24 protein-coding genes are annotated in these 22,259 nt (G+C 64.0%); 7 read left to right on the plus strand and 17 right to left on the minus strand.

Translation table 11 applies throughout. The annotated features are described in order from the left end of the window. The first annotated feature begins 35 nt into the window (after window positions 1–35). Window positions 36–383, plus strand: a complete 348-nt coding sequence (locus tag A3AU_RS0114935) for a DUF1491 family protein (RefSeq protein ID WP_027053564.1) — start codon at window positions 36–38, stop codon at window positions 381–383. Here A3AU_RS0114935 and A3AU_RS0114940 read toward each other — a convergent pair. After that, a complete protein-coding gene (locus A3AU_RS0114940; RefSeq protein WP_027053565.1) occupies window positions 361–1,395 on the minus strand; it encodes a DUF2336 domain-containing protein in 1,035 nt (344 codons plus the stop codon). The two genes, A3AU_RS0114935 and A3AU_RS0114940, sit on opposite strands and share 23 nt — an antisense overlap. Window positions 1,396–1,605: 210 nt before the next feature. On the opposite strand from A3AU_RS0114940, the gene A3AU_RS0114945 reads away from it, so the two are divergent. Beyond that, on the plus strand, window positions 1,606–1,791 hold the full coding sequence (locus A3AU_RS0114945) for a hypothetical protein (protein ID WP_056563609.1): 186 nt from the start codon (window positions 1,606–1,608) through the stop codon (window positions 1,789–1,791). Window positions 1,792–1,849: 58 nt separating this feature from the next. Here the strand turns inward: A3AU_RS0114945 and A3AU_RS0114950 are convergent, their stop codons facing one another. The 14 genes from A3AU_RS0114950 to A3AU_RS0115015 all read right to left on the minus strand — a co-directional run bounded on the left by A3AU_RS0114950 (window position 1,850) and on the right by A3AU_RS0115015 (window position 16,785). Beyond that, window positions 1,850–2,419 (minus strand): DUF1254 domain-containing protein, encoded by a 570-nt coding sequence (locus A3AU_RS0114950; protein ID WP_027053566.1) that lies wholly within the window; start codon window positions 2,417–2,419, stop codon window positions 1,850–1,852. Beyond that, complete coding sequence (locus tag A3AU_RS0114955) at window positions 2,412–2,996, minus strand: DUF1214 domain-containing protein (RefSeq protein WP_027053567.1); 585 nt, start codon at window positions 2,994–2,996, stop codon at window positions 2,412–2,414. Before A3AU_RS0114955 ends, A3AU_RS0114950 begins: the two co-directional genes overlap by 8 nt. A gap of 111 nt (window positions 2,997–3,107) precedes the next feature. Continuing rightward, complete coding sequence (locus tag A3AU_RS0114960) at window positions 3,108–5,261, minus strand: transglycosylase domain-containing protein (protein WP_027053568.1); 2,154 nt, start codon at window positions 5,259–5,261, stop codon at window positions 3,108–3,110. 211 nt (window positions 5,262–5,472) lie between these two features. Further along, window positions 5,473–6,717: a Zn-dependent hydrolase gene (locus A3AU_RS0114965; RefSeq protein ID WP_027053569.1), complete on the minus strand. Its 1,245-nt coding sequence runs from the start codon at window positions 6,715–6,717 to the stop codon at window positions 5,473–5,475. Further along, complete coding sequence (locus tag A3AU_RS0114970) at window positions 6,714–7,562, minus strand: BtpA/SgcQ family protein (RefSeq protein ID WP_027053570.1); 849 nt, start codon at window positions 7,560–7,562, stop codon at window positions 6,714–6,716. Before A3AU_RS0114970 ends, A3AU_RS0114965 begins: the two co-directional genes overlap by 4 nt. Beyond that, the gene (locus tag A3AU_RS0114975) at window positions 7,559–8,470 is read right to left on the minus strand and encodes a ribokinase (RefSeq protein ID WP_027053571.1); all 912 of its coding nucleotides are present in this window, start codon (window positions 8,468–8,470) and stop codon (window positions 7,559–7,561) included. Before A3AU_RS0114975 ends, A3AU_RS0114970 begins: the two co-directional genes overlap by 4 nt. A 103-nt stretch (window positions 8,471–8,573) precedes the next feature. Next, entirely contained in the window at window positions 8,574–9,344 is a 771-nt protein-coding gene (locus A3AU_RS0114980; RefSeq protein WP_027053572.1) for a glutamine amidotransferase, read from the minus strand. Window positions 9,345–9,374: 30 nt separating this feature from the next. Continuing rightward, complete coding sequence (locus A3AU_RS0114985; RefSeq protein WP_032917395.1) at window positions 9,375–10,457, minus strand: phosphotriesterase family protein; 1,083 nt, start codon at window positions 10,455–10,457, stop codon at window positions 9,375–9,377. 1 nt (window position 10,458) lies between these two features. Further along, window positions 10,459–11,478, minus strand: coding sequence for an ABC transporter permease (locus tag A3AU_RS0114990; protein ID WP_027053574.1), 1,020 nt, complete (start codon window positions 11,476–11,478; stop codon window positions 10,459–10,461). Then, window positions 11,475–12,275 carry an ATP-binding cassette domain-containing protein gene (locus tag A3AU_RS0114995; protein ID WP_418001066.1) on the minus strand — a complete coding sequence of 267 codons (801 nt, stop codon included), beginning with the start codon at window positions 12,273–12,275 and terminating at the stop codon, window positions 11,475–11,477. Before A3AU_RS0114995 ends, A3AU_RS0114990 begins: the two co-directional genes overlap by 4 nt. A gap of 91 nt (window positions 12,276–12,366) precedes the next feature. Further along, a complete protein-coding gene (locus tag A3AU_RS0115000) occupies window positions 12,367–13,308 on the minus strand; it encodes an ABC transporter substrate-binding protein (RefSeq protein ID WP_027053576.1) in 942 nt (313 codons plus the stop codon). 140 nt (window positions 13,309–13,448) lie between these two features. Continuing rightward, window positions 13,449–14,066 carry a cupin domain-containing protein gene (locus A3AU_RS0115005; protein ID WP_027053577.1) on the minus strand — a complete coding sequence of 206 codons (618 nt, stop codon included), beginning with the start codon at window positions 14,064–14,066 and terminating at the stop codon, window positions 13,449–13,451. Window positions 14,067–14,225: 159 nt separating this feature from the next. After that, entirely contained in the window at window positions 14,226–15,158 is a 933-nt protein-coding gene (locus A3AU_RS0115010) for a dimethylarginine dimethylaminohydrolase family protein (protein WP_027053578.1), read from the minus strand. A 40-nt stretch (window positions 15,159–15,198) separates the two neighbouring features. Then, entirely contained in the window at window positions 15,199–16,785 is a 1,587-nt protein-coding gene (locus A3AU_RS0115015) for a zinc-binding metallopeptidase family protein (RefSeq protein WP_032917397.1), read from the minus strand. Between the two features lie 75 nt (window positions 16,786–16,860). Here A3AU_RS0115015 and A3AU_RS0115020 point away from each other — a divergent pair, with 75 nt between their 5' ends. The 5 genes from A3AU_RS0115020 to A3AU_RS0115040 all read left to right on the plus strand — a co-directional run bounded on the left by A3AU_RS0115020 (window position 16,861) and on the right by A3AU_RS0115040 (window position 21,808). Next, entirely contained in the window at window positions 16,861–17,757 is an 897-nt protein-coding gene (locus A3AU_RS0115020) for a LysR substrate-binding domain-containing protein (RefSeq protein ID WP_027053580.1), read from the plus strand. Window positions 17,758–17,878: 121 nt separating this feature from the next. After that, window positions 17,879–18,973, plus strand: a complete 1,095-nt coding sequence (locus A3AU_RS0115025; protein WP_027053581.1) for an ABC transporter ATP-binding protein — start codon at window positions 17,879–17,881, stop codon at window positions 18,971–18,973. Window positions 18,974–19,041: 68 nt separating this feature from the next. Beyond that, window positions 19,042–20,157: an ABC transporter substrate-binding protein gene (locus tag A3AU_RS0115030; RefSeq protein ID WP_027053582.1), complete on the plus strand. Its 1,116-nt coding sequence runs from the start codon at window positions 19,042–19,044 to the stop codon at window positions 20,155–20,157. Between the two features lie 20 nt (window positions 20,158–20,177). Next, window positions 20,178–21,011 carry an ABC transporter permease gene (locus A3AU_RS0115035; RefSeq protein ID WP_027053583.1) on the plus strand — a complete coding sequence of 278 codons (834 nt, stop codon included), beginning with the start codon at window positions 20,178–20,180 and terminating at the stop codon, window positions 21,009–21,011. Next, the gene (locus tag A3AU_RS0115040; protein WP_027053584.1) at window positions 21,011–21,808 is read left to right on the plus strand and encodes an ABC transporter permease; all 798 of its coding nucleotides are present in this window, start codon (window positions 21,011–21,013) and stop codon (window positions 21,806–21,808) included. The genes A3AU_RS0115035 and A3AU_RS0115040 overlap by 1 nt, the downstream gene beginning before the upstream one ends. Here A3AU_RS0115040 and A3AU_RS1000000137885 read toward each other — a convergent pair. Together A3AU_RS1000000137885 and A3AU_RS0115050 are read right to left on the minus strand one after the other, a co-directional pair. After that, window positions 21,805–21,993 carry a hypothetical protein gene (locus A3AU_RS1000000137885; RefSeq protein ID WP_245235487.1) on the minus strand — a complete coding sequence of 63 codons (189 nt, stop codon included), beginning with the start codon at window positions 21,991–21,993 and terminating at the stop codon, window positions 21,805–21,807. The two genes, A3AU_RS0115040 and A3AU_RS1000000137885, sit on opposite strands and share 4 nt — an antisense overlap. After that, window positions 21,974–22,259, minus strand: a 286-nt coding sequence (locus A3AU_RS0115050) for an IS5/IS1182 family transposase (protein WP_027053585.1), incomplete at its 5' end; no start/stop codon positions are given. The genes A3AU_RS0115050 and A3AU_RS1000000137885, both read right to left, overlap by 20 nt.

Genomic DNA, 22,259 nt, shown 5'->3' on the forward strand with positions numbered 1-22,259 from the left:
TCGATAGATAGCCCCGCACGGTTTGCGGAGTTTTCATGCGCGTTACATCGGATCTGTGGGTCTCTGCCTTGGTGCGCCGGGTTTTCAGCGCCGGCGGATTTGCCGCCGTGGTCAACCGTGGCGCGACCGAGGCCGGCGCTGTTTTCGTGCTGACGCGCGGCAGGCTGGGTGAAGTCGCCCTCTACGGGCCGGCGCCGCAGACGAGCTATGATTCATCCAAGCCCGACGACCGTTTCTTCAGCCTTCTCGCCGCCGGCGACGATCCGGCGGTCCTGGATGCACGCCTTGAGCGGGAGAAGAAGTTCGATCCCGACATATGGGTGGTCGAGATCGAGGGAGGAACCGTTCCCGTTGAGGAGCTTATTTCCGTGAAGACGCCCTGAGCGCGGGCGCCGCGGCTTCGTCGCTGTTCGAGGCCTTGCGGCTGTCGCTGTTTACCGGCGAAACGTCGCGAACCATTCTGGACAAGGTTTCGGCTTTCCAGCCTCGCACCCTGTCCAGAGCCACATCGCGATGCAGCAGGCGGTAGCGGTCGAGATAGGTGCGGATGGCCTGCGGATGCGGGAACAGGCTGGGATAGATGGCGACCGTGATCAGGAAGGCCCGATCCTCGCTGAAGTCGAGCGAGCGCAACGCCGCGAGTAGTGGGCCGTAGTTCTGGTTGGCGGTCAGCGAGCGCGCGGTCGAAAAATCGATGTCGAGGGCGTCCGCAAGCGCCGTCTGGAAGAACGCGGCGTTGCCCGTCAGCGCCGTCTCGCGCAGTTTGACATAGGTTTCCGAGCCGGGGAACGCATCGACCTTCGCCGCCAAGGCTTCGTCGCCGGTACGCATCATGGAGCGCAGCCTGCGCCGCGCATTCTCAGCGGCAATGCCGGGAGACTGTTGGCTTGTCGCGCTGTTCTCGGCCGTGTCCTTGTTTACGGCTGCGGCGGCTGATGCGGCGGGGGCTTGCGCCTCCGGATCCCGCACCCGCACCAGTGTCGGCCGTTCGAGCGCCCTGATCAGATCGGCGATGGTCGGGTTCAGGTCCTTGCGCCGCGCGATGGCGCGCGCGTGCGGCAGCCCATGCCGGCCGATGAGCGCAATCAAGTCGATATCGCTGACGGCGCGCGAGCGGATCAAAAGCGGCGCGGCGATATCGACCGGTTCTTCGCAGAGCCGGCGCACTAGTGCCGCGGGGGCATACTCGCATTCGGAAAGGGCGGCGGCCACGTAGCGTCGCGATTCGACTGACACGTCGTCGAACAGCGGCAGCGTCAGGTCTTCGAGCTGGCCGATCTCGCGGCGTGACGGACGGGTCAACGAGCAGAACGCCGACACCGCGGCGCGGAACAGCCTTTCGGCCTTGCCCGCTTCCGTCCGTATCGCGATTTGCCTGAAGTCCGAAGATGACACGAAGGATACCCGATACTCGATACACAGCCTTGATCACGCCCAGCCGGGACTGTGTCGGTTGAGCGGTTGCCTCGGTCAGAACCTGCTGACCTCAAGACAAAGATCAAGTTAGCGGTGATCCGTTAGCGCTCCGTTAACCCTCTGCCCGCCTTAATGATATTTGGAGGCGTTGCGTTGTGCTCCGGGGAAACCGAGAGGAATGCGCGAATCATGGGCATGGTACTGTCTTTCGTGCCGCGTGCGGCACCGACCAATCGAGCCAAGCAAACCACCGAAATACCGGCGGCGGTGATCATCTTTCCAGGCATCCGCTATGAGCGGTCCAGCACCGGCGAAGCGCGGCCTGCCGGGCCCGACAAGCCGGGATCGCCCCGGACGCCGGTGCCGCATCACTGAGCCTTGCCGAAGCCGTGACCTGATCCGTCAGGCCGCCAGTTCGTACGCTTTGGGTCGCTTAGAAATCCTGCAGCTCGCAGGAACTCTGATCGAGAAAGCGCGACACGATCGGCTTCCAGCTGTCGTCGGGCACAAAGCTGCGGATAACGAAAATGCCCTCGTCGATCGGCGCTTCGACGAAGATCGCGCCCTGCAGGTCCTCGGGCAAGTCCTTGCGCACGTCGATCATCTGCGCAGGCGTCAGCACCACGGCATCGAGCTTGCCGCCGTTCGCCGTATGGTCGTTGAAGGAATAGATGTTGTGGCCGCTGCGGTCATAGACCGACACCGACCAGAAGGGGACATTCCCCGGCGCCCTGATGCGGACCACGCCTTCCTCGAGATCGAACCGGCAGGCCGAGGCGTAAAACAGCGGGTCGACCGATTTCACCACCGGCGCGCCGCCCGCCTCGGCATCCAGCCGGTTCATCCGGTAGAGATCGGACGCCATTGACAGCCGCGACCAGGCGTCGCGTTCCGAAAAAACCGGCACCAGAAGCAGCACCACGATGTGCACGATGCCGGCGCCGACGAGGCCGAGCAGGACGGCGTGAATAAGCCTGCGCATCGCCGCATAGACACTACGCATCGCAGCCTGCCTTCACGATCCTGGGCAGCGAGACGTCCGACAGGCCGGTGCTGCTGGCAATCGGCGTGTCGTAGAAGGTCAGGACGAAATACATTCGTCCGGAACCGTCGGTTAAAAGCCAGTTGCCGGGCATCGGATGATGGCCGACCGAAATGATCACGGAATTGTCGGCCTGGCGCAGCACCTCGTAGGACTGAAGGGCTGCAAGTCGCGACTTGCCCGTGTCGACGACGCCGAGCGATTGATCGGCGGCATAGAGCGTCCAGAAGCGGGCTGTCGGGAATCCGCCCTCTATCCTGTAGCTGCATTCCCGCTTGAGCTGGTCGCCGGCGGCGTCATGTTCGGCGACGAAGGACAGGCCTTCGGCGCGGCCGAGCGCCAGCACCCCCTCGCGCGCCACACGCGCCTTGGAATAGGGGTCGGCGGCCGGCGTGCCGATGTCTGGAAAGGCGGTCCATTGGCCGATCCGGATCGCGCCGACACCGTCCTGGATCTTCAACGCATACCAGACGCTTGCGCCGCCGCCGCCAATGGCTATGGCAAGCGAAAGCAGCATCAGGAAGGCGTTCTTGAGCATGAAGGGCCGCGTGCGCGAAGGATTGCCCTTCGGGGATATCGCGGCGCGGGGCCTTGTGGCAAGCCGGCGCGATGGATTTGCCTGTCGGCCCGGCCCGCGGCTGGGCTGATGTCACAGTGCCGAAAGCGTTTCGGGCGGGGCAGGGGCGTCGAGTTTGGGCGCCGACTGGAACAGCTGCGTCATGTCCCGCAGCGTCTGCGTGGTCCGGCTGGACAGCACCGCAGGGCGTTCGGCCGCTGCGTCGGCTGCTGCCTGGTCATCGCTCTTCTTCTGCGCTTCCGCGGCCTTGGCGGCGGTCTCTTCGTCGACGAACGGCTTGTCGATGCCGGGGATCGGCTTCAGGTCGATGTTCTGGTGCGCGTAGACCATCAGGCGCTGCCACACCATCGCCGGCAGCGAGCCGCCGGTCATGTTCTTGGTCGGGGTGAAATCGTCGTTGCCCAGCCAAACGGCCGCCGTGTAGTTGCCGGTGAAGCCGACGAACCAGGCGTCGCGGTAGGATTGCGTCGTGCCGGTCTTGCCGGCGACGACGATGTTGGGAATTTGCGCCCGCCGCGCCGTGCCAATCACCGGCACGGCCGCCAGCATGGTGTTCATGGATTTCAGCGCCTGCTCCGAGAGCACCCGGTGCGGCGGGGGGGCGTCCTTGGTCCAGTCATAGACCACCTCGCCGGTGCGGGTGACGAGCTGGGTGATGCCGTGCCGGGAACCGACGAAGCCGTTCTGGGCGAACACGCTGTAGCCCGTCGCCTGATCCATCACGGTCATGCCCGACGTGCCGAGCACCATGGTCTTGTGGCCCTCGAGAGGGGATTCCACGCCGAATGATTCCGCCATCGCCTTGATCGGCGCGATGCCGAGATGGTCCTTGGCCAGCCGCACCGGCACGGTGTTGATCGACTTGGCCATCGCCATCAGCAGCGTGATGTTGCCCGCCGACTCACCGCTGTAATTGTGCGGCGACCAGTTGCCCCAGCTGATCGGTCCGCCCGAGATGATCGAGTTCGGCGTAAAGCCATGTTCCATCGCCGTGGCGTAGACATACGGTTTGAACGACGAGCCGGTCTGGCGCAGCGCCTTGGTGGCGCGATTGAACTGGCTGGCGCCGTAGTCGCGGCCGCCGACGATGGCGCGGACCGCGCCATTGGTTTCGATGACCACCACGGCGCCTTCGGTGACGTTGTATTCCTTGCCGAACTGGCGCAGGTGGAACTCGACGGACTCCTCCGCCGCCTTCTGGATGTTGGCGTCGAAGGTGGTGTGGGCAACCAGCGAGTGTTGCCCCGGCTTGGCGATCTTCTTGACCTCGTCGAAGGCCCAGTCGAGGTAGTAGTCGGGGCTCTTCTGTTCGCCGCGGTCGACGACGTCGGCCGGATGCAGCCTTGCCTGCAGCACCTGGCCCTCGGTCATGAAGCCCGAATCGACAAGATTGGACAGCACCACATTGGCGCGGGCACGCGCGGCCGGCAGGTTGATGTGCGGCGCATATTTGGTCGGCGCCTTGAACAGGCCGGCCAGCATCGCCGCCTCGGCAAGATTCAAATCCTTGACGCTCTTGCCAAAATAGAAGTCGGCCGCCGCCTCGATGCCGAACGTGCCGCCGCCCATATAGGCGCGGTCGAGATAGAGCTGCAGGATTTCCTTCTTCGACAGATTGGCTTCGAGCCACAGCGACAGGAAGGCTTCCTTGATCTTGCGCTCGAAGGTCCGCTCATTGGTCAGGAACAGGTTCTTGGCCAATTGCTGGGTGATGCTGGAGCCGCCCTGGACGACGGAGTTTGCCCGCACATTCTCGAAGATGGCGCGGGAAAGCCCCAAAACGTCGATGCCGTAATGTTCGAAGAAACGCCGATCCTCGGTCGCCAGCACCGCCTTGATGACGTGGTCCGGCATCTCGTCGACGGGCACGGAATCACGCTGGATGATGCCGCGCTGGCCGATCTCGTTGCCGTAGCGGTCGAGGAAGGTGACGGCGAAGTCGCCCTGGGCGCGCCAGTCGCCCGCCGTATCCTGGAAAGCCGGAATGGCCAGCGCAAGCATCACCACCATGCCGCCGGCGCCCAGCGTAAAGCCTTCGCTCAACAGTTCGATGATGCCGCGCCGCCAGCCCTTCAGGCGAAAGCGCCGCGAGAAGATCGTTGCCGCTTCCCAGAACTGCCGCGCCTGGAACCCGATCTCGTAGAGCGAGGAATCGATCCAAGCGTCCAGCGCCAGAAGGCGCGACGCGATCCGACCTCTTCTCTTGCGCGGTTCAGGGCTGACCATTCAAAAACCCGGCTCGGCTGTAGCGTGACCTGAAAACCGCAAGCCGGCAATTTCAGGGCGACGCCCTGTTTGACTATTCATCCATTTTGGTGGCGCCCACAAGGGCGGCGACGACACAGCCGCAAGGTTTATCGATTGACGAGCAGGGGAGGCATGAACCGGGACTGCCGCCACGAAAACGATGCGCCAGAGCTGGCGGCTTCTTGGCTGGTCATCGCGGCGAGGCCGCCGCGATGCTCGCCCGTAGCAGGACGCGCGCGCCGGCAATCGTGTGCTCGGGCTCCACATATTCCGCCTCGTTGTGGCTCAGCCCGTCTCGGCACGGCACGAAAATCATTGCGGCGGGCGCTACGCGGGCGATGAACAGCGCGTCATGAAATGCGCCCGATATCATCTGTTTATGCGGCAGCTGGAGGGAATTGGCGGCTTCCTCGACGATCTTGATCATGTCGGGAGAGAATGCCGCCCCCGGCATGTCGAAAGATCGCCTGATCGTTGCCGAACAGTGCTGAACCTCCGCCTCCGCCGCGCAGACCCGGTGCACCTCCGCCTCGATGGCATCGAGCCGTTCCGGTCGAGGATGTCTGAGATCTACTGTGAAGGTGACGGATTGCGGTATGGCGTTGATCGATCCCGGTTGAGCCGAGATCCGGCCCACCGTCAGCCGCGCGCTGGTGTCGGGCGGCATGATCGTGGTCTGCAGCCTGTGCATCGCGGCAACGGCGGCGACCATCGGATCCCTGCGGTAGGCCAGGCCTGTCGTGCCGGCATGACCGGCAGCGCCCGTGACGGAGACTTCCAGCCAGCGCGTGCCCTGAACAGCGGTGACGACGCCGATCGGCGTCAGTTCCTTTTCGAGCGCGGGGCCCTGTTCGATATGCAGCTCTATATAGGCTGACAGCGGCATGCCGGTCGGGCGAAGGCTCGCTTCCGGCAGGGCGGCGATCGTTGCTTCGAGTTCGGTTGCGAGCGACGCGCCGTCAGCACCGACAATCGATGCCCATGAGGTGACATCGGCGCCGGTGAAGGCCATCGAGCCCATGACGCCGGGCGCGAAGCGGCTGCCTTCTTCGTTGGCCCAGGCAACCACCTCGACCGGCATCCGGGTTGCCGCCTGTGCGTCCTCAAGCGCTTCGAGCGCCTCGAAGGCGCAAAGCGTGCCCAGCGCGCCGTCGAACCGCCCGCCGGTCGGCTGGCTGTCGAGGTGGCTGCCGATCAACAGTGGCGGCAGCGCGGCATCCCGCCCTTCGCGGCGGATGAAAAGGTTCGCGATGCCGTCCTGAAAAACCGTGAAGCCGCGCTCCAGCGCCAATTCGGCCAGCAGGCGCCGGGCGCCGCGGTCCTCGACGCTGAAGGCCTGCCGGTTGACGCCTCCGGCCGCCGTCGCGCCGATCCGGGCGAACGCGTCGAGCCGCCCAAGCAGGCGCTCGCCATTTATCTCTGGCACTCGAGTCACCGCTTGAGGCCATCAATGAAGGCCTTCACCCGCTGCGGATCGACCTGGTTCCACCAGACGCCGTCATGCTTCAAGGAACTGGCGACGATGACACCGTCGACAATGCCGAGAATGTCATTGGCGTTGTCAGGCGTGACACCGCTGCCGACCAGCGTCGGCAATCCGGCCGCTTCCTTGATCATCCTGATATAATCGAGGTCGGCGGCGTGGCCGGTGCGCTGGCCGGTGGCGATCACGGCGTCGGCGTCGAAGAACACCAGGTCCTTGACCTGTTCCTCGACCGGCCGATCGCCGACGATGGCATGGGCGCCATGCTTGACATGGGCATCGGCGAAGATACGGATGCCATTGGCCCGGAGCCTGGACCGGAAGCGCATGGCGCGCGCCGCTTCGCCTTCGATGAAGCCTTCATTGGCGACATAGGCATTGGCCCATTGATTGACACGCACGAAGGATGCACCGGCGGCGCTGGCAATAGAAAGGGCGGGAATGGACGCGTTGGCGAGCACGTTGATGCCGACCGGCCGGCCCAATTCCCTGCGTATGCGATCGGAGACGACCGACATGTAGGCGGAGGTTTCCGGGCCGATATCATCCGGTTTGGCGAACGGCACGTCGCCGTGGTTTTCAACGATCACGCCGTCGCAACCGCCATCGAGATAGGCTTTGGCGTCGTCGAGGCCGCGCTGGTAGATGGTCTCCACTGCCTCGCCATCGTAGCGCGGGGCGCCCGGCAGGGGGGCGAGGTGAACGACGCCTATCACCACCTTGCTTCTGCCGAAGATCGACCGCAGCGCGTCATCCGTGACCTGTTTGGAGCCGATGGCTTTGGGGGATTTTGTCATGCGGTTTCCGCTTCCGTCGTTTCCATGAGCGTTTTCATCTCCCGCCTATCGGGGCAGGATTGGAGAGTGCCGGTGCGTCCCACCGAGATGGCCGCGGCGCGCACCGCGATCCGCGCCGCGCCGGCGAGGTCGATGCCGGCCGCGAGGCAGCCGGTCAGGCAGCCGCAAAAGACATCGCCGGCACCGCTGGTGTCTATCACGGCCACCTTGGGCGCCGCGATCGATTCGATATGCCCTTCGCCATCGGCTACCAGGCAGCCCAGCGCGCCAAGCGTCACGATGGCGGCGCCAGCGCCTTGACGGATCAACGCGCGGGCGGCCTCTGCCGGCTCCGCGGCTTCGGTCAGAAGGGTTGCTTCGCCCAAATTGGCAATGGCAACGCTGACGTCGCTCAGATCCGGCGCATATCCAACCGCGAGCGGGCTGGGATTGAAGATCGTCATGGCTCCCGCGCCGCGCGCCGTCCGCAGGCAAGCCGTCGTCACGGCGGGGTCCAGATTGCCCTGCATCACTACGATGTCGCCGGGTTCGACCGACGACAGGAAATCGCTGTCCGCCAAGGGATCGAAGGCGGCGGCACAACTCGCGCTGGTGACGATGAGGTTCTCGCCTCGAGCATCGACCATGACAGTCGACCGGTCGCTTGGCAGCGGCAGCGTCGTCAGATGGCCGACGTCGAGATCGCGGCTCAACTGCTCGCCGATCCAAGCTCCGGCGGCATCGTTGCCGATCGCCGCAAGGAAGCGGACATCGGCTCCGGAGCGGCCGGCGGCCACCGCCTGGTTCGCACCCTTGCCGCCAAGTCCGTCGGCATGTCCAGACGCGTTCAACGTTTCACCCGGCTGTGGAAACCGGTCCAGCCGAAACGTCGTATCGACGCAGACATTGCCGACGACATGGACGCGCATGGCTAATCCCTGGAGCCTGTTTTATCCCGATGAAATCGGGATAAGGCTCCATCTCTTGGTTCGAGCATGACCTTTTCCGAAAACCGGAATCCACCTTTCGGAATCATGCTGTGGCCGTTGCCCAGCCGAGCATCTGTTCGAACAGTGTCTTGTATCCGTTCCAGGCGATGAAGCCCGACGGCAGCCAGTGCGGGCCGACATCCGAGGTCCAGGCGACGGTACGGCCCTTGCCGTATGATCCCGTCACCAGCAGCGGCAGCGAACGGTAGTCGGAGGAAACCGTTGCCAGAACTTCCGCACCGTCCTTGACCGTGACCTCGTTGAAACCGAGCAGGATCGGCCAGTCCTTGCCCAGACCCTTGAGGATAGGATGGCTCTGGGGGCCGACAACGACCGGCGCATAGCCTTCGGGTACCTCGACGCGGTCGTCGACCGGCAGGCAGGCGACTGGCAGAACATCCTCGACCGGCGTCTTGTGATAGCGTGCGCCGCCATTGATGCCCTGAAAACTGTAATAGCCGCCGAACATCAGCAGGCCGCCGCCATTGCCGACATAGTCGCGCAGCAGGCGCAGCCGGTTCGGCGTCGGCTTGGAGTGGACCCAGGTGTCGGGGTGGAGCAGCAGCGTGTTGGCACCAATATCGGATAGCACGACCGCGTCATAGGCCGACAGCGCTTCCATGGTCTGCGGGAAGTTCCGCTGCGCCTCATGCGCCGGCATGAAGGTGACGTCGAACGGACCGTCCTTCAGCGCCGCCAGCAATTCATCGGCACCCGTGTGATAGGTCACGGTCGGGAACTGGTCGAAGCCCTTGATATGGGTCGCGGTCGAGACCCAGGACTCGCCGGCGAGGAGAACCTTCTTTTTGGACATGCTTGCTCCTATGTCGATTTTGTCGTCGGCCTACGCCGCGAAAACGGTCTTTGGGTTGTCGATGAGCATACGGTCGATTGCCGTCTGGTCGACACCATGGCGTTTCAGCCTAGGCACGAAGTGCTTGAGGATGAAGCCGTAGCCGAAGCCGCCGAAGCGGGTCAGCATGATCTTCAGGAAAACGTCCTGCGACAGCAGTATCCGGTCGACGAGCCCCAGGTCGATCAGCGAGCGGATCGCCTGCGCATTCTGCTCGTCGGACGGTGATTGGGCGTCCTGGTCCGCATAGTAGAAATCCATGCCGATCATGTCGTATTCCAGGAAGGCGCCGCGCGTGGCCAGGCTTTTCTGGTAGGCGAGGTCGTTGTGGCTAGGGTTCATGTGGCAAAGCACCGTGTGCCTGAGATCGGCACCTTCCGCCTCCACCACGTCGAGCACCTCATGCGCCAGCCGCTCCCAGCCGGGCAGATGGATGGTCAGCGGCACGCCGGTGATTTTCGAAGCTCGGGCTGAAGCGCGCAGCGACTTGCGCTCTTCGTCGGTGAAATCCTTGCTGACGCCGACCTCGCCGATGATGCCTGCCATGATTTCGGGCTGCGTCGCCCCGCCGCCGACATCGTTGACCAGGAATTCGGTGACGTCGTCAACGTCCATCGCCTTCAGCCAGTCGGGATGGGTGTGCTGTAGGTAGAAGCCGGTGCCCATTACAATGCGTAACCCGGAGGCGCGGCCGATGCGTGCCAGCTTCACCGGGTCGCGGCCTATGCCGATATTGGTCGCATCAACCACGGTATGGCCGCCGAGCGCGCGGTACTTCGCCAGTTCCGAAAGCGCCAAGTCGCTGTCGTCGAGCGAGACGTTGTCGCGGTTCATGTAGGGGTTCATCCGCAGTTCGCCGATGATGTCCATGCTGACCGGCTGCTCGGCGATCTTCTTCTCGTCGGGGTGGCAGGGACATTTCCAGGATGTCGCGCCGTCGAGCAGGATGTGTTCATGCATTAGCGTGACGCCCATATCCGCGATCGCCACCGGGCCGGTGACTGTCATCATGGTGCCGGAACGGACGCCGATCGGCGCCCGCTCCCTAGGCTTGTCGTCGAACAGATGATCCATGTCAGCGGCTCCGCACCGCGCCCTTGAACAGGCGGAAATTGAGCCAGATGGCAATGAGGATGATCGTGCCAGTAACGATCGGGGTGAGGAATGGCGACATATGCGCCAGGATCAGCCCGTTGCCGATGACCGCGACGGTCAGCGCGCCAAGAACAGTGCCGATGATCGTGCCGCGCCCGCCAAACAGGCTGGTGCCGCCAAGCACGACCGCGGCGATTACATCGAGTTCGAAGCCCTGGCCGGAGTTCGACGAGCCGGAACCGAGCCGTGCCGCCAGAATGATGCCGGCCGACGCTGCCGCCATGCCCGACAGGATGTAGACGAACAGCGTCATGAAGCGCGTATCGACACCGGCGCGGCGCACAGCCTCGGTATTGGCGCCGATGCCGGTCACGTAGCGCCCGAACGGCGTCTGGTTGAAGGCGAGATAGGCGACCATCAGCACGGCAAGCGCCAGCAGCGCCGGCACAGGCACGCCGAGGAACCAAGCCCGGCCGATGCTGACGAACAGGCTCGTCGGCTCGACCGGGATCGAATAGCCGCCGGTGATCAGCAGCGCCACACCGCGGATGACGGACAGACCGGCAAGCGTGACGATGAAAGCCGGAATGCGCTCATAGGCGATGAAGAACCCCTGCAAGGCGCCGATTGCGGCGCCCAGCGCCAGCATGGCAACGACGACCAGCGGCCAGGGCAGGCCGGCCTGCAGCAGGACGGCCGAGAGCGTCGCGGCGAGCGCCAGCACGGAGCCGACCGACAGATCGATGCCGCCAGTGGTGATGACGAAGGTCATGGCCGCCGCCACGATCAGCAGCGGCGCCGACTGGCGAACGATGTTCAGCAGGTTGGGGGTGGTCAGGAAGGAGCCGGTGATCAGCGAGAAGACCGCGCAGACGGCAACGAAGAACAGCGCGATCGAGACGACGCTGCCATTGGCGAGCGCCACGTCCTTCCAACTTTTCTTGCGGACGCGGCTGGACGGCGGAGCCGCCATATCGGCTGACGAAGAGGTGGCATTCATGGCTGTACCGCCTCATCACGGCTCGCGCGCGCCGAGCGCGCGTTGAATTTCCGGCCGACGATCAGGTTGACGACCTCCTCGATGCTGGTCTCGCCGATCCTGCGTTCGGCGACGTTGCGCCCCTCATACATGACCTGGATTCGGTCGCAGACCAGGAACAGATCCTGCAGCCGATGGGTGATCAGGATGACGCTGACGCCGCGGGCGCTGACGGTGCGGATAAGCTCCAGCACCGCCTCGACTTCCGCCACGGCAAGCGCCGCGGTCGGTTCGTCCATGATCAGCACCGACGGATCGAAGGAGGCTGCGCGGCCAATGGCGATCGACTGGCGCTGTCCGCCGGACAGGTTTTCGACCTTGAGCCTGGTGTCGGCGATGACGATGCCGAGCCGGTCGAGCATGGCGCGCGTCTCGTCATGCATGCGCCTGTTGTCGAGAAAGGGGACGCCGAGAACGCTGCGGCGCGGTTCGCGGCCGAGGAAGAGATTGCCCGCCACATCAACCGTGTCGCAGAGCGACAGGTCCTGGTAGACCATCTCCACCCGCGCGGCGCGGGCATCCGCCGGCGATGAGAAGGAGACGGCCTTGCCGTCGATCTCGATGGTGCCGGAATCTGAAATGACGGCGCCGGACAGGACCTTGCTCAGGGTCGATTTGCCGGCGCCATTGTCGCCGACCAGCCCGAGCACTTCGCCGGGCTTCAGGTGCAGCGCAACCTCGTCAAGCGTCTGGATCGGGCCGTATCGTTTGGAAATACCGGTCATCCTGACGCGGTAGGTCTCGCCATCGCTCATCATGGTTCCAGTCTCAAAGCGGCATGTTCATTCGGTTGCCGGGCTACGCAAGCGACCATCAGGTCGTTGCGCGGCCCGGCCGTCTGGGAGGATATTACTTGAACATGTCCTTGAACTGGCCGACATTTTCCTTGGTCACGATGGTGACCGGAACATTGATGACCGGATCGATCTTCTCGCCCTTCTTGAGCTTGCCGAAGGCCTCGACGGCAGCCTTGCCTTCACCCGCCGGATCCTGCTGGACGACGGCGATGACCCAGCCCTCTTCGAGGCCCTGCACGGCCGACTTGGTCAGATCCCAGCCGAAAACCTTGACGTCGCCGGTGCGGCCCTGGCTGGTGACGGCGGAGACTGCGCCGAGCAGCGCCGGTTCGCCGGTCGCATAGAGCGTCGTCATGTCGGCATTGGCCGTCATCAGGTTTTCGGAGGCCGACAACGCCACGTCCTGCACGTTCTGGCCATCGACCGTGTCGAGGAAAGTGACCTTCTGGCCGCTGTCGGTGACGGCCTTCTTGAAGCCATCGAGCCGCTGGTTCTGGATGAACGAGTTGAGCGCGCCGACGACGCCGATCTTGGCGGTGCCGTTCAGCTTGGTCTTGACGTAGTCGGCGTAGAACTTGCCGATATCCTCGCCGGCCTTGGTGTTATCGACGCCAACGAAGGCGACGTTGTCGCCATTCGGGATCTGCGCGTCGATGGCGATGACCGGGATGCCGGCCGCCTTGGCCGCGGTGATCGCCGGCTTCACACCGTTGACATCGATGGCCACGAGAATGATGCCGTCGACCTTCTGAGTGATGTAGTTCTCGATCGCGTCGTTCTGCGCGCTCGGCACGTTGTTGGCGTTGAAGATGACGAGGTCGACGCCGGCAGCCTTTGCCGCGGCCGTCGCGCCGTCATTGATCTGGTTGAAGAACAGAGCCTGCTGGTTGATGGTGACGAGCGCATAGGTCTCGGCCATGGCGGAGGCAGAGCCGAGGGCGAGGGTCATAGCGATGGCTGCCGCGCAGCCTGAAAGGATCTTGGTAAGACGCATTCCGGTTCCCCTTGGTTTTGCGAAAAGGCCCTTGATCGGGCTCACCTGGCGCTGAGCGCACAGGCATAATTCAAGATACTTGATTGATTGTCAAGTGACTTGAATTAGCATTGGCGAAAGGAGCGCGAAGCCGCGTCGGATCAGAACGTCGCCGGCGTGTTTACCCAGAAAATGCTGGCGCGTTCATCGCCGACATTGCGGTACCAGTGCGGTAGTTCAGAATTGAAAACGAAGGAATCGCCAGTCGTCAGGCGAAACGTCTTGTCCCCGACCATCAGTTCGATGGCACCCTCCAGGAGATAGCCGACTTCCTCGCCAGCATGCTGGATCGGGCCGGCGCTTTCGCCACCCGCCTCGATATGGTGGATGTTGCACTGTAGGAGATGGCCGGGCGAATAGGGAATGACGCGCTCGAGCGAAATGCCTTCGCCGCGCCGCAGCGGATCGAGCGCGATCAACGGCCGCGCTCCCGCGCGGAAGACGATGCCTTCCTCGCCGTCGGCCTCCTCAAACATCCAGCCGATATTTGTGCCGAGCACCTCGACAAGCCGGTGGAGCATCGGAAGCGAGGGCGAGACCTTGCCGTTCTCGACCTTGGAAAGCAGGCTCTCGGAGCAGTTGGCGGCATCCGCGAGCGCCTTCAAGGTCAGGCCGCGTGTCTGCCGGGAAAGCTTCAACCGCGTGCCCAGCCGCAAGAGGCTGGTGGCAGTCGAGCGTTCGTCGCTGCCTTTGCTGGTGTGGGTATCGATCTTGTTCATTGGGACGCGCGAACATCTCCGCTGGTTCGCCTGACTCGTAAAACCGATCCCGGGCGTTGTCCATCCTGATGGAAATTGGACAACGCGTCGGGCCAATCTCACGAACCCATCCAGCGCGGGTGTCGTGCCTGCCGTTCAATAGTGGCGGAAGCGGCTCCCCTATGCCGCTTCGCGCTTCAGCGCCTGCGCCATGCAGTGAATGCCGCCGCCGGTCTTGGAGATCTCGCTCATGTCGATGGCCGCGACCTCGAAGCCGCGCGCCTTGAGCTGGCCGATCAGCGTCTGGCTCGACGTTGGCGCGATGACCCTGTCCTTGCCGAGCGACATGAAGTTGCAGCCGAGCGCCATCGTGTCCTGGAACGGAACATCGATGATCTCGTGGCCCTTGCCCTTCAGCCAGTCGACGATGCCGGGGTCGGTACAAGCGAGGCACACCGCGGTAAGCTTTTCGGCGATCGGCACGACCATCAGGTCGATATGCACGTAATACTCGTCGATGAAGGCGATGCGGGTTTCCCAGCCCTCTTTCTCGAACCATGACTGCACCTGGCGGGCGCCTTCCTCCTGCGTACGGGCGCCGCCGCAGCCGATCAGAACGACGCCGTCCTCGATGACGTTGAAGTCGCCGCCCTCGAATGTGCCTGCGGTGACCATGTCGTAGATCGGGATGCCGAGCTTTTCATAGGTGCGGATCGCCGCGTAGTTCTCGCCGCGCCGCCACCAGTTGGCCATGGCGGTGATGAAGGCGCCATACGGCGTCATCACGCTGGAATCACGGGAATAGACCTGCATCGGCAGTTCCGGCGTCGGCTCGTGCCAGTGGATGTTGACGCCGAAATGCTCGTAGGCGGCGACAAGGTCCTTGTGCTGCGCCTGCGCGATCTGGACGTTGCAGGGCGCCTCGCGCAGATGTTTTCGCGACAGCGAACTGGTGGACAGATGGCGCAGGAAGTTCGGCGATCCGAGCAGCACGTCGGTCAGCACGTCGGTCTCGTTGGCGAAACCCCAATATGTCAGCGGCTTGGTGCCGCCGTTGGGATTGCGGCGCTGCAGCGAAAACGGCTCGGCGACGATGCGATCATGAACGGTCATGCGGTTCTCCTCGTGGGCTTGTTCTCAAGGGTTGGTCGGGTCATGCATTGCTTGGGATCCACCAGTCGCGGCCACGCGCGGTTGTGACATATTCCGGCCAGCGGAAGTTGATCGGCGGTTCGTAGTCGCAGAGCGGCGCGATCCAGTTCGACCCGCCAACGCCGCCGCCAGTGCGGGTGATGAACTCGTCCATTGCCGCATCGCGGGCTTTTGCGTCCTCGAGCAGGCGCAGCGCCGCCAGAGCGATCGTTTTCGCCGCGCAGGTGACCATCGGATCGATGGTGGCGGCAATACCGCCCAGCGCGTTCATCGCCCAGGTCGGATAGGCGTGGCCGCCTGTCGAGCGCAGCGCCGGGCGCGCCACATAGACCCTTGCCGTCGGTGCATGCCAGCTCATGTCGGTGTAGTCGTCCGAGGTCGAATTCACCTGCGAGGGCGGCAGGTCGCGGCGCAGGATCGCCTCGGCTTCCTGCGGCGCGATCAGCCGCTCCAACTCGTCGATGAACGGATTCTCGCTCGCGGCGCCCCCGGCATTGACCTGGATTTCACGGCCGATTTTCCGCGCCGCCTCGTCCCAGCGTGGCGGCCCGACCGTCGAAAGCGCTTCAAAGGCAATCCCGGCCATGGCGTGATTGGCAAGCCCCGGGCGCGACTTCGACACCCAATGGCGTTCATGGCGGCAGCCGCTGATCGCGGCGGCGGCCGCGGCATTGCGGTCGAGCACGGCTGTCACCTGTTCGGCCATCCCGACGGTCGGCACACGGATCATGTACTGGATCTCTGCGAGACCGGCCGGCAGATTGTCGGCGGTCGCCTGCCCAGCCGTCAGGATCGCCTCGCTGATCGACCAGCCGCCCTGGTGAGGCAGCATGGAATCGCGCAGCGCCTTGGAGACCATGTACATTGTCATCAGCGCGTCGTTGGCGCCGGGCGCGCGGACCGCCGAATGCGCCTGCGGGATCGGCGCGCCGTCGCTTGCGCGAACCCAATTTTCGGGCTCGTCGCAGATGAAGCGGTAGATCATGGCATAGGCCGCACCGCAATGCGTATCCCAGCGCGCCGTGTTGCAAAGCGGCAGCATATAGAAGGGATGGAAGGAGATCATGCCGGCAAGGCCGTCATAGTAACCCTTCGCCGCATGGATCGGTTTCGAGCCGCGCACCTTCTCCGCCGGCTCGCCGGTGAAGCGCAACGTACCTGGGATGCCGTGGCGCTGCATCGCCGCCTTCGTGGCGAGCAGGCCGCCGAGGCTTGCCATGCCCAGCCCCGAATGCGGATCGGTGTGGCCGCCGGCCTCGACGCCAAGCCCGTGCCGCGGCTGCTTTACCGTCACCGCATCCTGGCAATTGCCGGGCACGGCGTCATATTCGGTATAGAGGCCGATGGTCGGCCCGGCGCCATTCGTCCAGTGGGCGCAAAAGGCCGTCGGCATGCCGCCCGAGCTCTCCTCGACGGAAAAGCCCTCATGCTTCAGCCGCGTCACATACCAGGCCGCCGACTGGTATTCTCGCCAGGCGGTCTCGCCGAAATCGAAAATGGTGCGCGTCCATTGCGACAGCTGCGGCTGGATGCCGTCGATGCAGGCTAGCGCTGTGTCTTGCGCCGATGTCGTCACCGGTTTGTCCATGCCTCAAAGAAAGCAGTGAAGCGGCTCGCCAAAAAGTGATATGTTTTCCCGGTTCATGCAAATTCGGTTCACCTCTTGAGAATTCCATCCACACAGGCGCTGCGCGCCCTCGACAGTTTCGCCAGGCATGGCAGCGTTTGGCGCGCGGCCGACGAACTGCACCTCACCCGCAGCGCGGTGAGCCACCAGTTGCGCCTGCTCGAACGCGACCTCGGCTTCGATCTGCTCGAGCGCATCGGCAAGGGCGTCGCGCTCACCCCGCGCGGCCAGCGCTATGCCAGTGACGTGCGCAAGGCGCTGACCGTTCTCGGCGATGCGGTGACGCGCGATGCCGGCACAGGCGTCGGAGGTTCGTTCGCCGTCTCCTGTACGCCGGGCTTCGCCTCGCTGTTTCTATGCACTCATATTGGCGAATTCCGTCAGATGTACCCCGATGTGGCGCTGCGTATCCTGACCCCCAGGCGGCTCGATGAGGTCAGCAATGCCGATGCTGACGCCTTCATTGCCTTTGGCGTCGGCAACTGGCCGAACCGCATGGCCGAGCTGCTGTGCGAAATCTCGTTCACGCCGCTCTGCAGCCCGACGCTGCTGAACAAGGTCGGCGGCTTTTCGAAGCCGGCGGACGTGTTGCGCGCCAATCTGCTCCATCTCGACGATACAGAGGATTGGGCGCGCTGGCTGGCCCTGTCCAAGGTCGAAAACCCCGACACCGAGGGCGGCATCTTCTTCTCCGACATGAACCTCGTCTTCTCGGCGGCGATTGCAGGCCAGGGCATTGCCATGGGCGATGAACTGACCAGCCGCCGGGCACTCAGCGAAGGCCGGCTGGTCAGGCCGTTCGACATCGCGATCAAGTCGCCGCGCTCCTATTTCCTGGTCTCCGAACACGCCAAGGCTTCGCACCCGGTGCTGGACGCGTTCGCGGGGTGGCTGAGGTCGAAGCTCTCGGAGAGCCGTATTCAGCCCTATTGAGGGCGAAATGGCGCCAGCCGCGCAGACGTGAATCAAATTTGCCGATCCGGCGAAAACTATTCGGTTGCGGTGAGCCGTCGGCCTGCCTACGATTTCCGCCTGGGACTGAGGAAGAGGCAGGATGCAGCAACCCGGCCGGGCCGCAGAGATCAAGGCAATCGGGATCGGCAAGAGCTTCGGCTCGTTCCGTGCGCTGGACAATCTGTCGCTCAATATCGGCCGCGGCGAGTTCCTGACGCTGCTCGGCCCTTCCGGTTCGGGCAAGACCACGTTCCTGATGATCCTGGCCGGCTTCGTGCAGCCGTCCCAAGGCAAGCTTTTGAGCGACGGCACCGACATCACCGACCGCCCTGCCGAACAGCGCGCCGCAGGCATGGTGTTCCAGGGTTATGCGCTGTTCCCGCACATGAGCGTCGAGGCCAACATCGCTTTCCCGCTCAAGGTTCGCAAGAAATCGGCCGCCGACATCAAGAAGCGCGTCGGCGAGATGATCGAGCGCGTCGGTCTGATCGGCCACGAGAAGAAACTGCCCTCGCAGCTCTCCGGCGGCCAGCAGCAGCGCGTGGCGCTGGCTCGCGCCCTGGTGTTCGAACCGGGCGTGCTTCTGCTCGACGAGCCGTTCTCGGCGCTGGACAAGAGCCTGCGCGGCCAGATGCAGGCCGAGATGAAGCGCCTGCATCAGGAAACCGGCACCACTTTCGTCTTCGTCACCCACGATCAGAGCGAAGCGCTGGCGCTGTCGTCGCGCGTCGCCATCTTTAATCATGGCAAACTGCTGCAGGTCGGCGCGCCGGACGAGGTCTACGACCGTCCGGACAACCGCTTCGTCGCCGAGTTCCTCGGCGAGATCAACATGCTGCCGCTGAAGGGCGTGCGACCGGCCGACAATGGCTCGACCGGCCTTTGCGAGGACCGCGCGGTGAGCATGCATTGCAAGGCCGAGAAGGTCCGTGGCGACGCCATCCTGGCGATCCGGCCCGAACACATGTCGATCGCGCGCGAGGCGGCCGTCGGCGAGAACGGCATCGCCGCGACCGCCATCGCCTCGACCTATCTCGGTGCCGCCACCAAACTTGATCTCACCACACGGCAGGGCGCCAAGGTGACCGTTTCGGTGCCGAACGAGGTCGCCGCCGCGGCACTGAGCAAAGGCAATTCCGTCTGGCTGACCTGGCCGGCGGAAAAAGGTTTCCTCCTTCCGGACGGAGGACAATGAGCGCCGGCGCGGCCTGATCCGCCGCACCGGCTTCCGGAAATGATCAACGACAAAAAAGGGGAACTGACATGACAAATGATACCAAGAAACAGGCCATCGACAGCCTGTCCGCCAGGGCAGGTCGCGGCGAGATTTCACGCCGGCAGTTCACGCAGCTGGCAGCCCTCGTGCTTGCCGGCACGCCGATGCTGCTGCGCTCGACCGGTGCCTTCGCCCAGGCCAAGGAACTGGTGCTGGTCAATTGGGGCGGCGACGCCATCACAGCTTACGATGCGGCCTATGGCCAGGCCTTCACCAAGGACACCGGCATCACCGTCAAGATGGACGGCTCGGGCCCGACAGAAGGCGCCATCTCGGCGCAGTTCAAGAGTGGCGCCCCGACCTGGGACCTGGTCGACGTCGACCCGTTCTCCGCCATCACGCTCGGCGCCCAGGGCGCACTCGAGCCGATCGACTACAAGATCGTCGACAAGACGAAGATGCGCCCGGGCTTTGGCTGGGAGTATGCCGCCTCGACCTACTTCTTCTCCTATGTCATCGCCTACGATTCCGAGAAATACGGCAGCAATGCCCCGACCGGCATGGCCGACTTCTTCGACGTGAAGAAGTTCCCCGGCAAGCGCTCGCTCTACAAATGGGGCGTATCGAGCTGGGAAGCGGCGCTTTTGGCCGACGGCATCGCGCCGGCGTCGCTCTACCCGCTCGACCTCAAGCGGGCGCATGACAAGATCGCGGCCTTCAAGGAAAACGTCGTCGCCTACTGGGGCGGCGGCGCCGAGAGCCAGAGCGTGCTGCTCAACGGCGAAGCCTCGATGGCCATCGTCTGGTCGACCCGCGCCTCGCTGATCGAGCAGGATTCCGGCGGCAAGATCAAGTTCATCTGGGACCAGGGCCTGATCTCGCCCGGCGCGCTGGCCGTGCTCAAGAACAATCCCGGCGGCAAGGACGCGGCGATGAAGTTCATCGCCAGCGCGCAGGATCCGGCAAAGCAGCTCGTCATGTTCGACAAGCTCGGGCAGGGCCCGGCCAATCCGGCGGCCGACGCGCTGATCCCCGCCGACAAGAAGCGCATCAACCCCGTCGATCCGGAGAACATGAAGAAGCAGATCGCGCTCGACATGAACTGGTACGCCAAGAACTACGGCGCCGCGCTCGACGAATACACCAAGATCATCTCCGCCTGACAGCGGGATGCTGATCTGAGATGAGAGGTGTTCTCTCCGACAGGATGGGCGCGGCGCTGTTGATGGCGCCGCTGCTCCTGTTCCTTGTCCTCGCCTATGCTTGGCCCTTTCTCGGCGTGGTGAAGTGGAGCTTCACCCTGCCGACGCCTGGGCTTGGCCAGTACCAGGCGCTGCTCACCGACGATCTGGTCCAGTCGGTGTTCATCCGCACGCTGCGGATCGCGGCAATCGTCACTGTTGTATCCGTCGCCGCCGCCTATGCGATCACCGTCGTCTGGGTGCGCGGCAGCCCGGCGCAACGCCTCGTCGCCGAATTCTGCATCCTGGTGCCATTCTGGATCTCGGTGCTGACGCGCGCCTTCGGCTGGGTGGCGCTTCTGTCCAATCGCGGCCTGATCAACACCTGGCTGCAGTCGATCGGCTTCATCTCGGAACCGCTGGCCTTGGTGCGCAACGAATTCGGCGTCATCGTCGGCATGACGCATTTCCTCATTCCCTTCGCCGTCTTTCCGCTGGCATCGGCCATGCGCAGTCTGGACGACCGTGTGCTGCTGGCGGCGCGCGGGCTCGGCTCCAGCCGCATGCGCACCTTCTGGACGGTGTTCGTGCCGATGACCCGCTCCGGCATCATCGGCTCGGCGCTGATCGTCTTCGTCTTTTCGCTAGGCTTCTTCGTCACGCCGGCGATCCTCGGCGGCGGCCGCAGCGTCATGATCGCCGAACTGATCTATCTCCGCATCTTCCAGAGCCCGGATTGGGGGCTGGGCGCGGCAATCAGCGTCGTGCTGGTGCTGTTCGTCGGCGCGCTGATGGCGCTGCTGTTCCGCTATGTCAGGCCAAAGCAGCTGATCTGATGCCGACCTATCGCCCCGGACCCGTCTCGCTGATCCTCGCCGTGTTGGTGGCGCTGTTTCTGCTGATGCCGCTGCTTGCCGTCATCCCGGTGTCGCTGACGCCGAGCCGCATGCTGGCGATGCCGAATGGCGAGTTATCGTTGCGTCACTATCGCTCGCTGATCGAGGATCCGCGTTGGCTCCAGTCGATCCTGCTGTCGATCCGTATCGGCATCGTCAGCAGTGCGATTTCCACCGTGCTGGCACTCTGCTTCAGCCTCGGCGTATGGATGTTCCAGCCCCGCTTTACCGCCGCGCTCGTCGGCTTCGTGCTGTTGCCGATGGTGGTGCCGCCGGTGGTCTCGGCGATCACGCTCTACTTCCTGCTGACCTCGGTCTCAGGCTTCAGCTCGTTCTTCGGCTACGACACTTGGCTCGGCGTCGCCATGGCGCATTCGGTGATGACGGTGCCTTTCGCCACGGTGCTGATCCTGGTCTCGCTGAGCCAGCTCGACCGCCGCATCGACCTTGCGGCGAGGGGGCTGGGCGCCAGTGTCTGGGAGCGCGCCACCCGCGTCATCATGCCCAACATCAAGTTCGGCATCATCACCGCGGCGCTGCTGTCCTTCGTGCTGTCCTGGGAAGAGATCGGCGTCACCCTGTTCATCACCTCGGTCAACGCCATCACGCTTCCTCGCCTGATGTGGATGGGGCTGCGCGACAACATCGACCCGGCGATCGCCGCTCTCTCGGTGATCCTGATCATCATCACGGTGCTGGTGTTGGCGGTGAGGAGTGTGGTCACGAGGCAGCGCTAAGCAAACCGCACCGAGACGCGTCCGAACCGGCCCAGATCGCCAACCACTTCGTCGCCGGCCTCGACCGCTATCGGCGTGACGCAGGTGCCGGTAATCACCACCTGTCCCGGCTGGAGCGCGATACCGAGGCCCGAGAGTTCATTGACCAGCCATGTGAGCGCAATCCTAGGGCGTGGACTCAACATGCCGTAGCCATATTCGGAGCGAGGCAAGGTTGAGGGTGGCCATGTAATTTCGCGCGAGTTTGTCGAAGCGGGTTGCGGCGCGGCGGAATTGCTTGAGCCTGCAGAAGAAGCGTTCGATGCGATTGCGCTCCCGATAGAGTTCTGGCGGGACCACGCGTTTATTCTTAACGTGCCGGCGGGTTGGAATGTTGGCGCAGCCCCCGGTTCTGGCGATGAGATCAACCAACCGCCAGCTGTCGTAGCCTTTGTCGGCGACAAGCGCTTTT

This window comes from Mesorhizobium erdmanii USDA 3471 (genome assembly GCF_000472705.1).
GTDB classification, from domain to species: domain Bacteria; phylum Pseudomonadota; class Alphaproteobacteria; order Rhizobiales; family Rhizobiaceae; genus Mesorhizobium; species Mesorhizobium erdmanii.

Coding starts and splice junctions, on each gene's coding strand:
- A3AU_RS0114935 (WP_027053564.1), top strand. CDS start 36: ATGCGCGTTACATCGGATCTGTGGGTCTCTGCCTTGGTGCGCCGGGTT.
- A3AU_RS0114945 (WP_056563609.1), top strand. CDS start 1,606: ATGGGCATGGTACTGTCTTTCGTGCCGCGTGCGGCACCGACCAATCGA.
- A3AU_RS0114950 (WP_027053566.1), bottom strand. CDS start 2,419: ATGCGTAGTGTCTATGCGGCGATGCGCAGGCTTATTCACGCCGTCCTG.
- A3AU_RS0114955 (WP_027053567.1), bottom strand. CDS start 2,996: ATGCTCAAGAACGCCTTCCTGATGCTGCTTTCGCTTGCCATAGCCATT.
- A3AU_RS0114960 (WP_027053568.1), bottom strand. CDS start 5,261: ATGGTCAGCCCTGAACCGCGCAAGAGAAGAGGTCGGATCGCGTCGCGC.
- A3AU_RS0114970 (WP_027053570.1), bottom strand. CDS start 7,562: ATGACAAAATCCCCCAAAGCCATCGGCTCCAAACAGGTCACGGATGAC.
- A3AU_RS0114975 (WP_027053571.1), bottom strand. CDS start 8,470: ATGCGCGTCCATGTCGTCGGCAATGTCTGCGTCGATACGACGTTTCGG.
- A3AU_RS0114980 (WP_027053572.1), bottom strand. CDS start 9,344: ATGTCCAAAAAGAAGGTTCTCCTCGCCGGCGAGTCCTGGGTCTCGACC.
- A3AU_RS0114985 (WP_032917395.1), bottom strand. CDS start 10,457: ATGGATCATCTGTTCGACGACAAGCCTAGGGAGCGGGCGCCGATCGGC.
- A3AU_RS0114990 (WP_027053574.1), bottom strand. CDS start 11,478: ATGAATGCCACCTCTTCGTCAGCCGATATGGCGGCTCCGCCGTCCAGC.
- A3AU_RS0114995 (WP_418001066.1), bottom strand. CDS start 12,275: ATGATGAGCGATGGCGAGACCTACCGCGTCAGGATGACCGGTATTTCC.
- A3AU_RS0115000 (WP_027053576.1), bottom strand. CDS start 13,308: ATGCGTCTTACCAAGATCCTTTCAGGCTGCGCGGCAGCCATCGCTATG.
- A3AU_RS0115005 (WP_027053577.1), bottom strand. CDS start 14,066: ATGAACAAGATCGATACCCACACCAGCAAAGGCAGCGACGAACGCTCG.
- A3AU_RS0115010 (WP_027053578.1), bottom strand. CDS start 15,158: ATGACCGTTCATGATCGCATCGTCGCCGAGCCGTTTTCGCTGCAGCGC.
- A3AU_RS0115015 (WP_032917397.1), bottom strand. CDS start 16,785: ATGGACAAACCGGTGACGACATCGGCGCAAGACACAGCGCTAGCCTGC.
- A3AU_RS0115025 (WP_027053581.1), top strand. CDS start 17,879: ATGCAGCAACCCGGCCGGGCCGCAGAGATCAAGGCAATCGGGATCGGC.
- A3AU_RS0115030 (WP_027053582.1), top strand. CDS start 19,042: ATGACAAATGATACCAAGAAACAGGCCATCGACAGCCTGTCCGCCAGG.
- A3AU_RS0115035 (WP_027053583.1), top strand. CDS start 20,178: ATGAGAGGTGTTCTCTCCGACAGGATGGGCGCGGCGCTGTTGATGGCG.
- A3AU_RS0115040 (WP_027053584.1), top strand. CDS start 21,011: ATGCCGACCTATCGCCCCGGACCCGTCTCGCTGATCCTCGCCGTGTTG.
- A3AU_RS1000000137885 (WP_245235487.1), bottom strand. CDS start 21,993: ATGTTGAGTCCACGCCCTAGGATTGCGCTCACATGGCTGGTCAATGAA.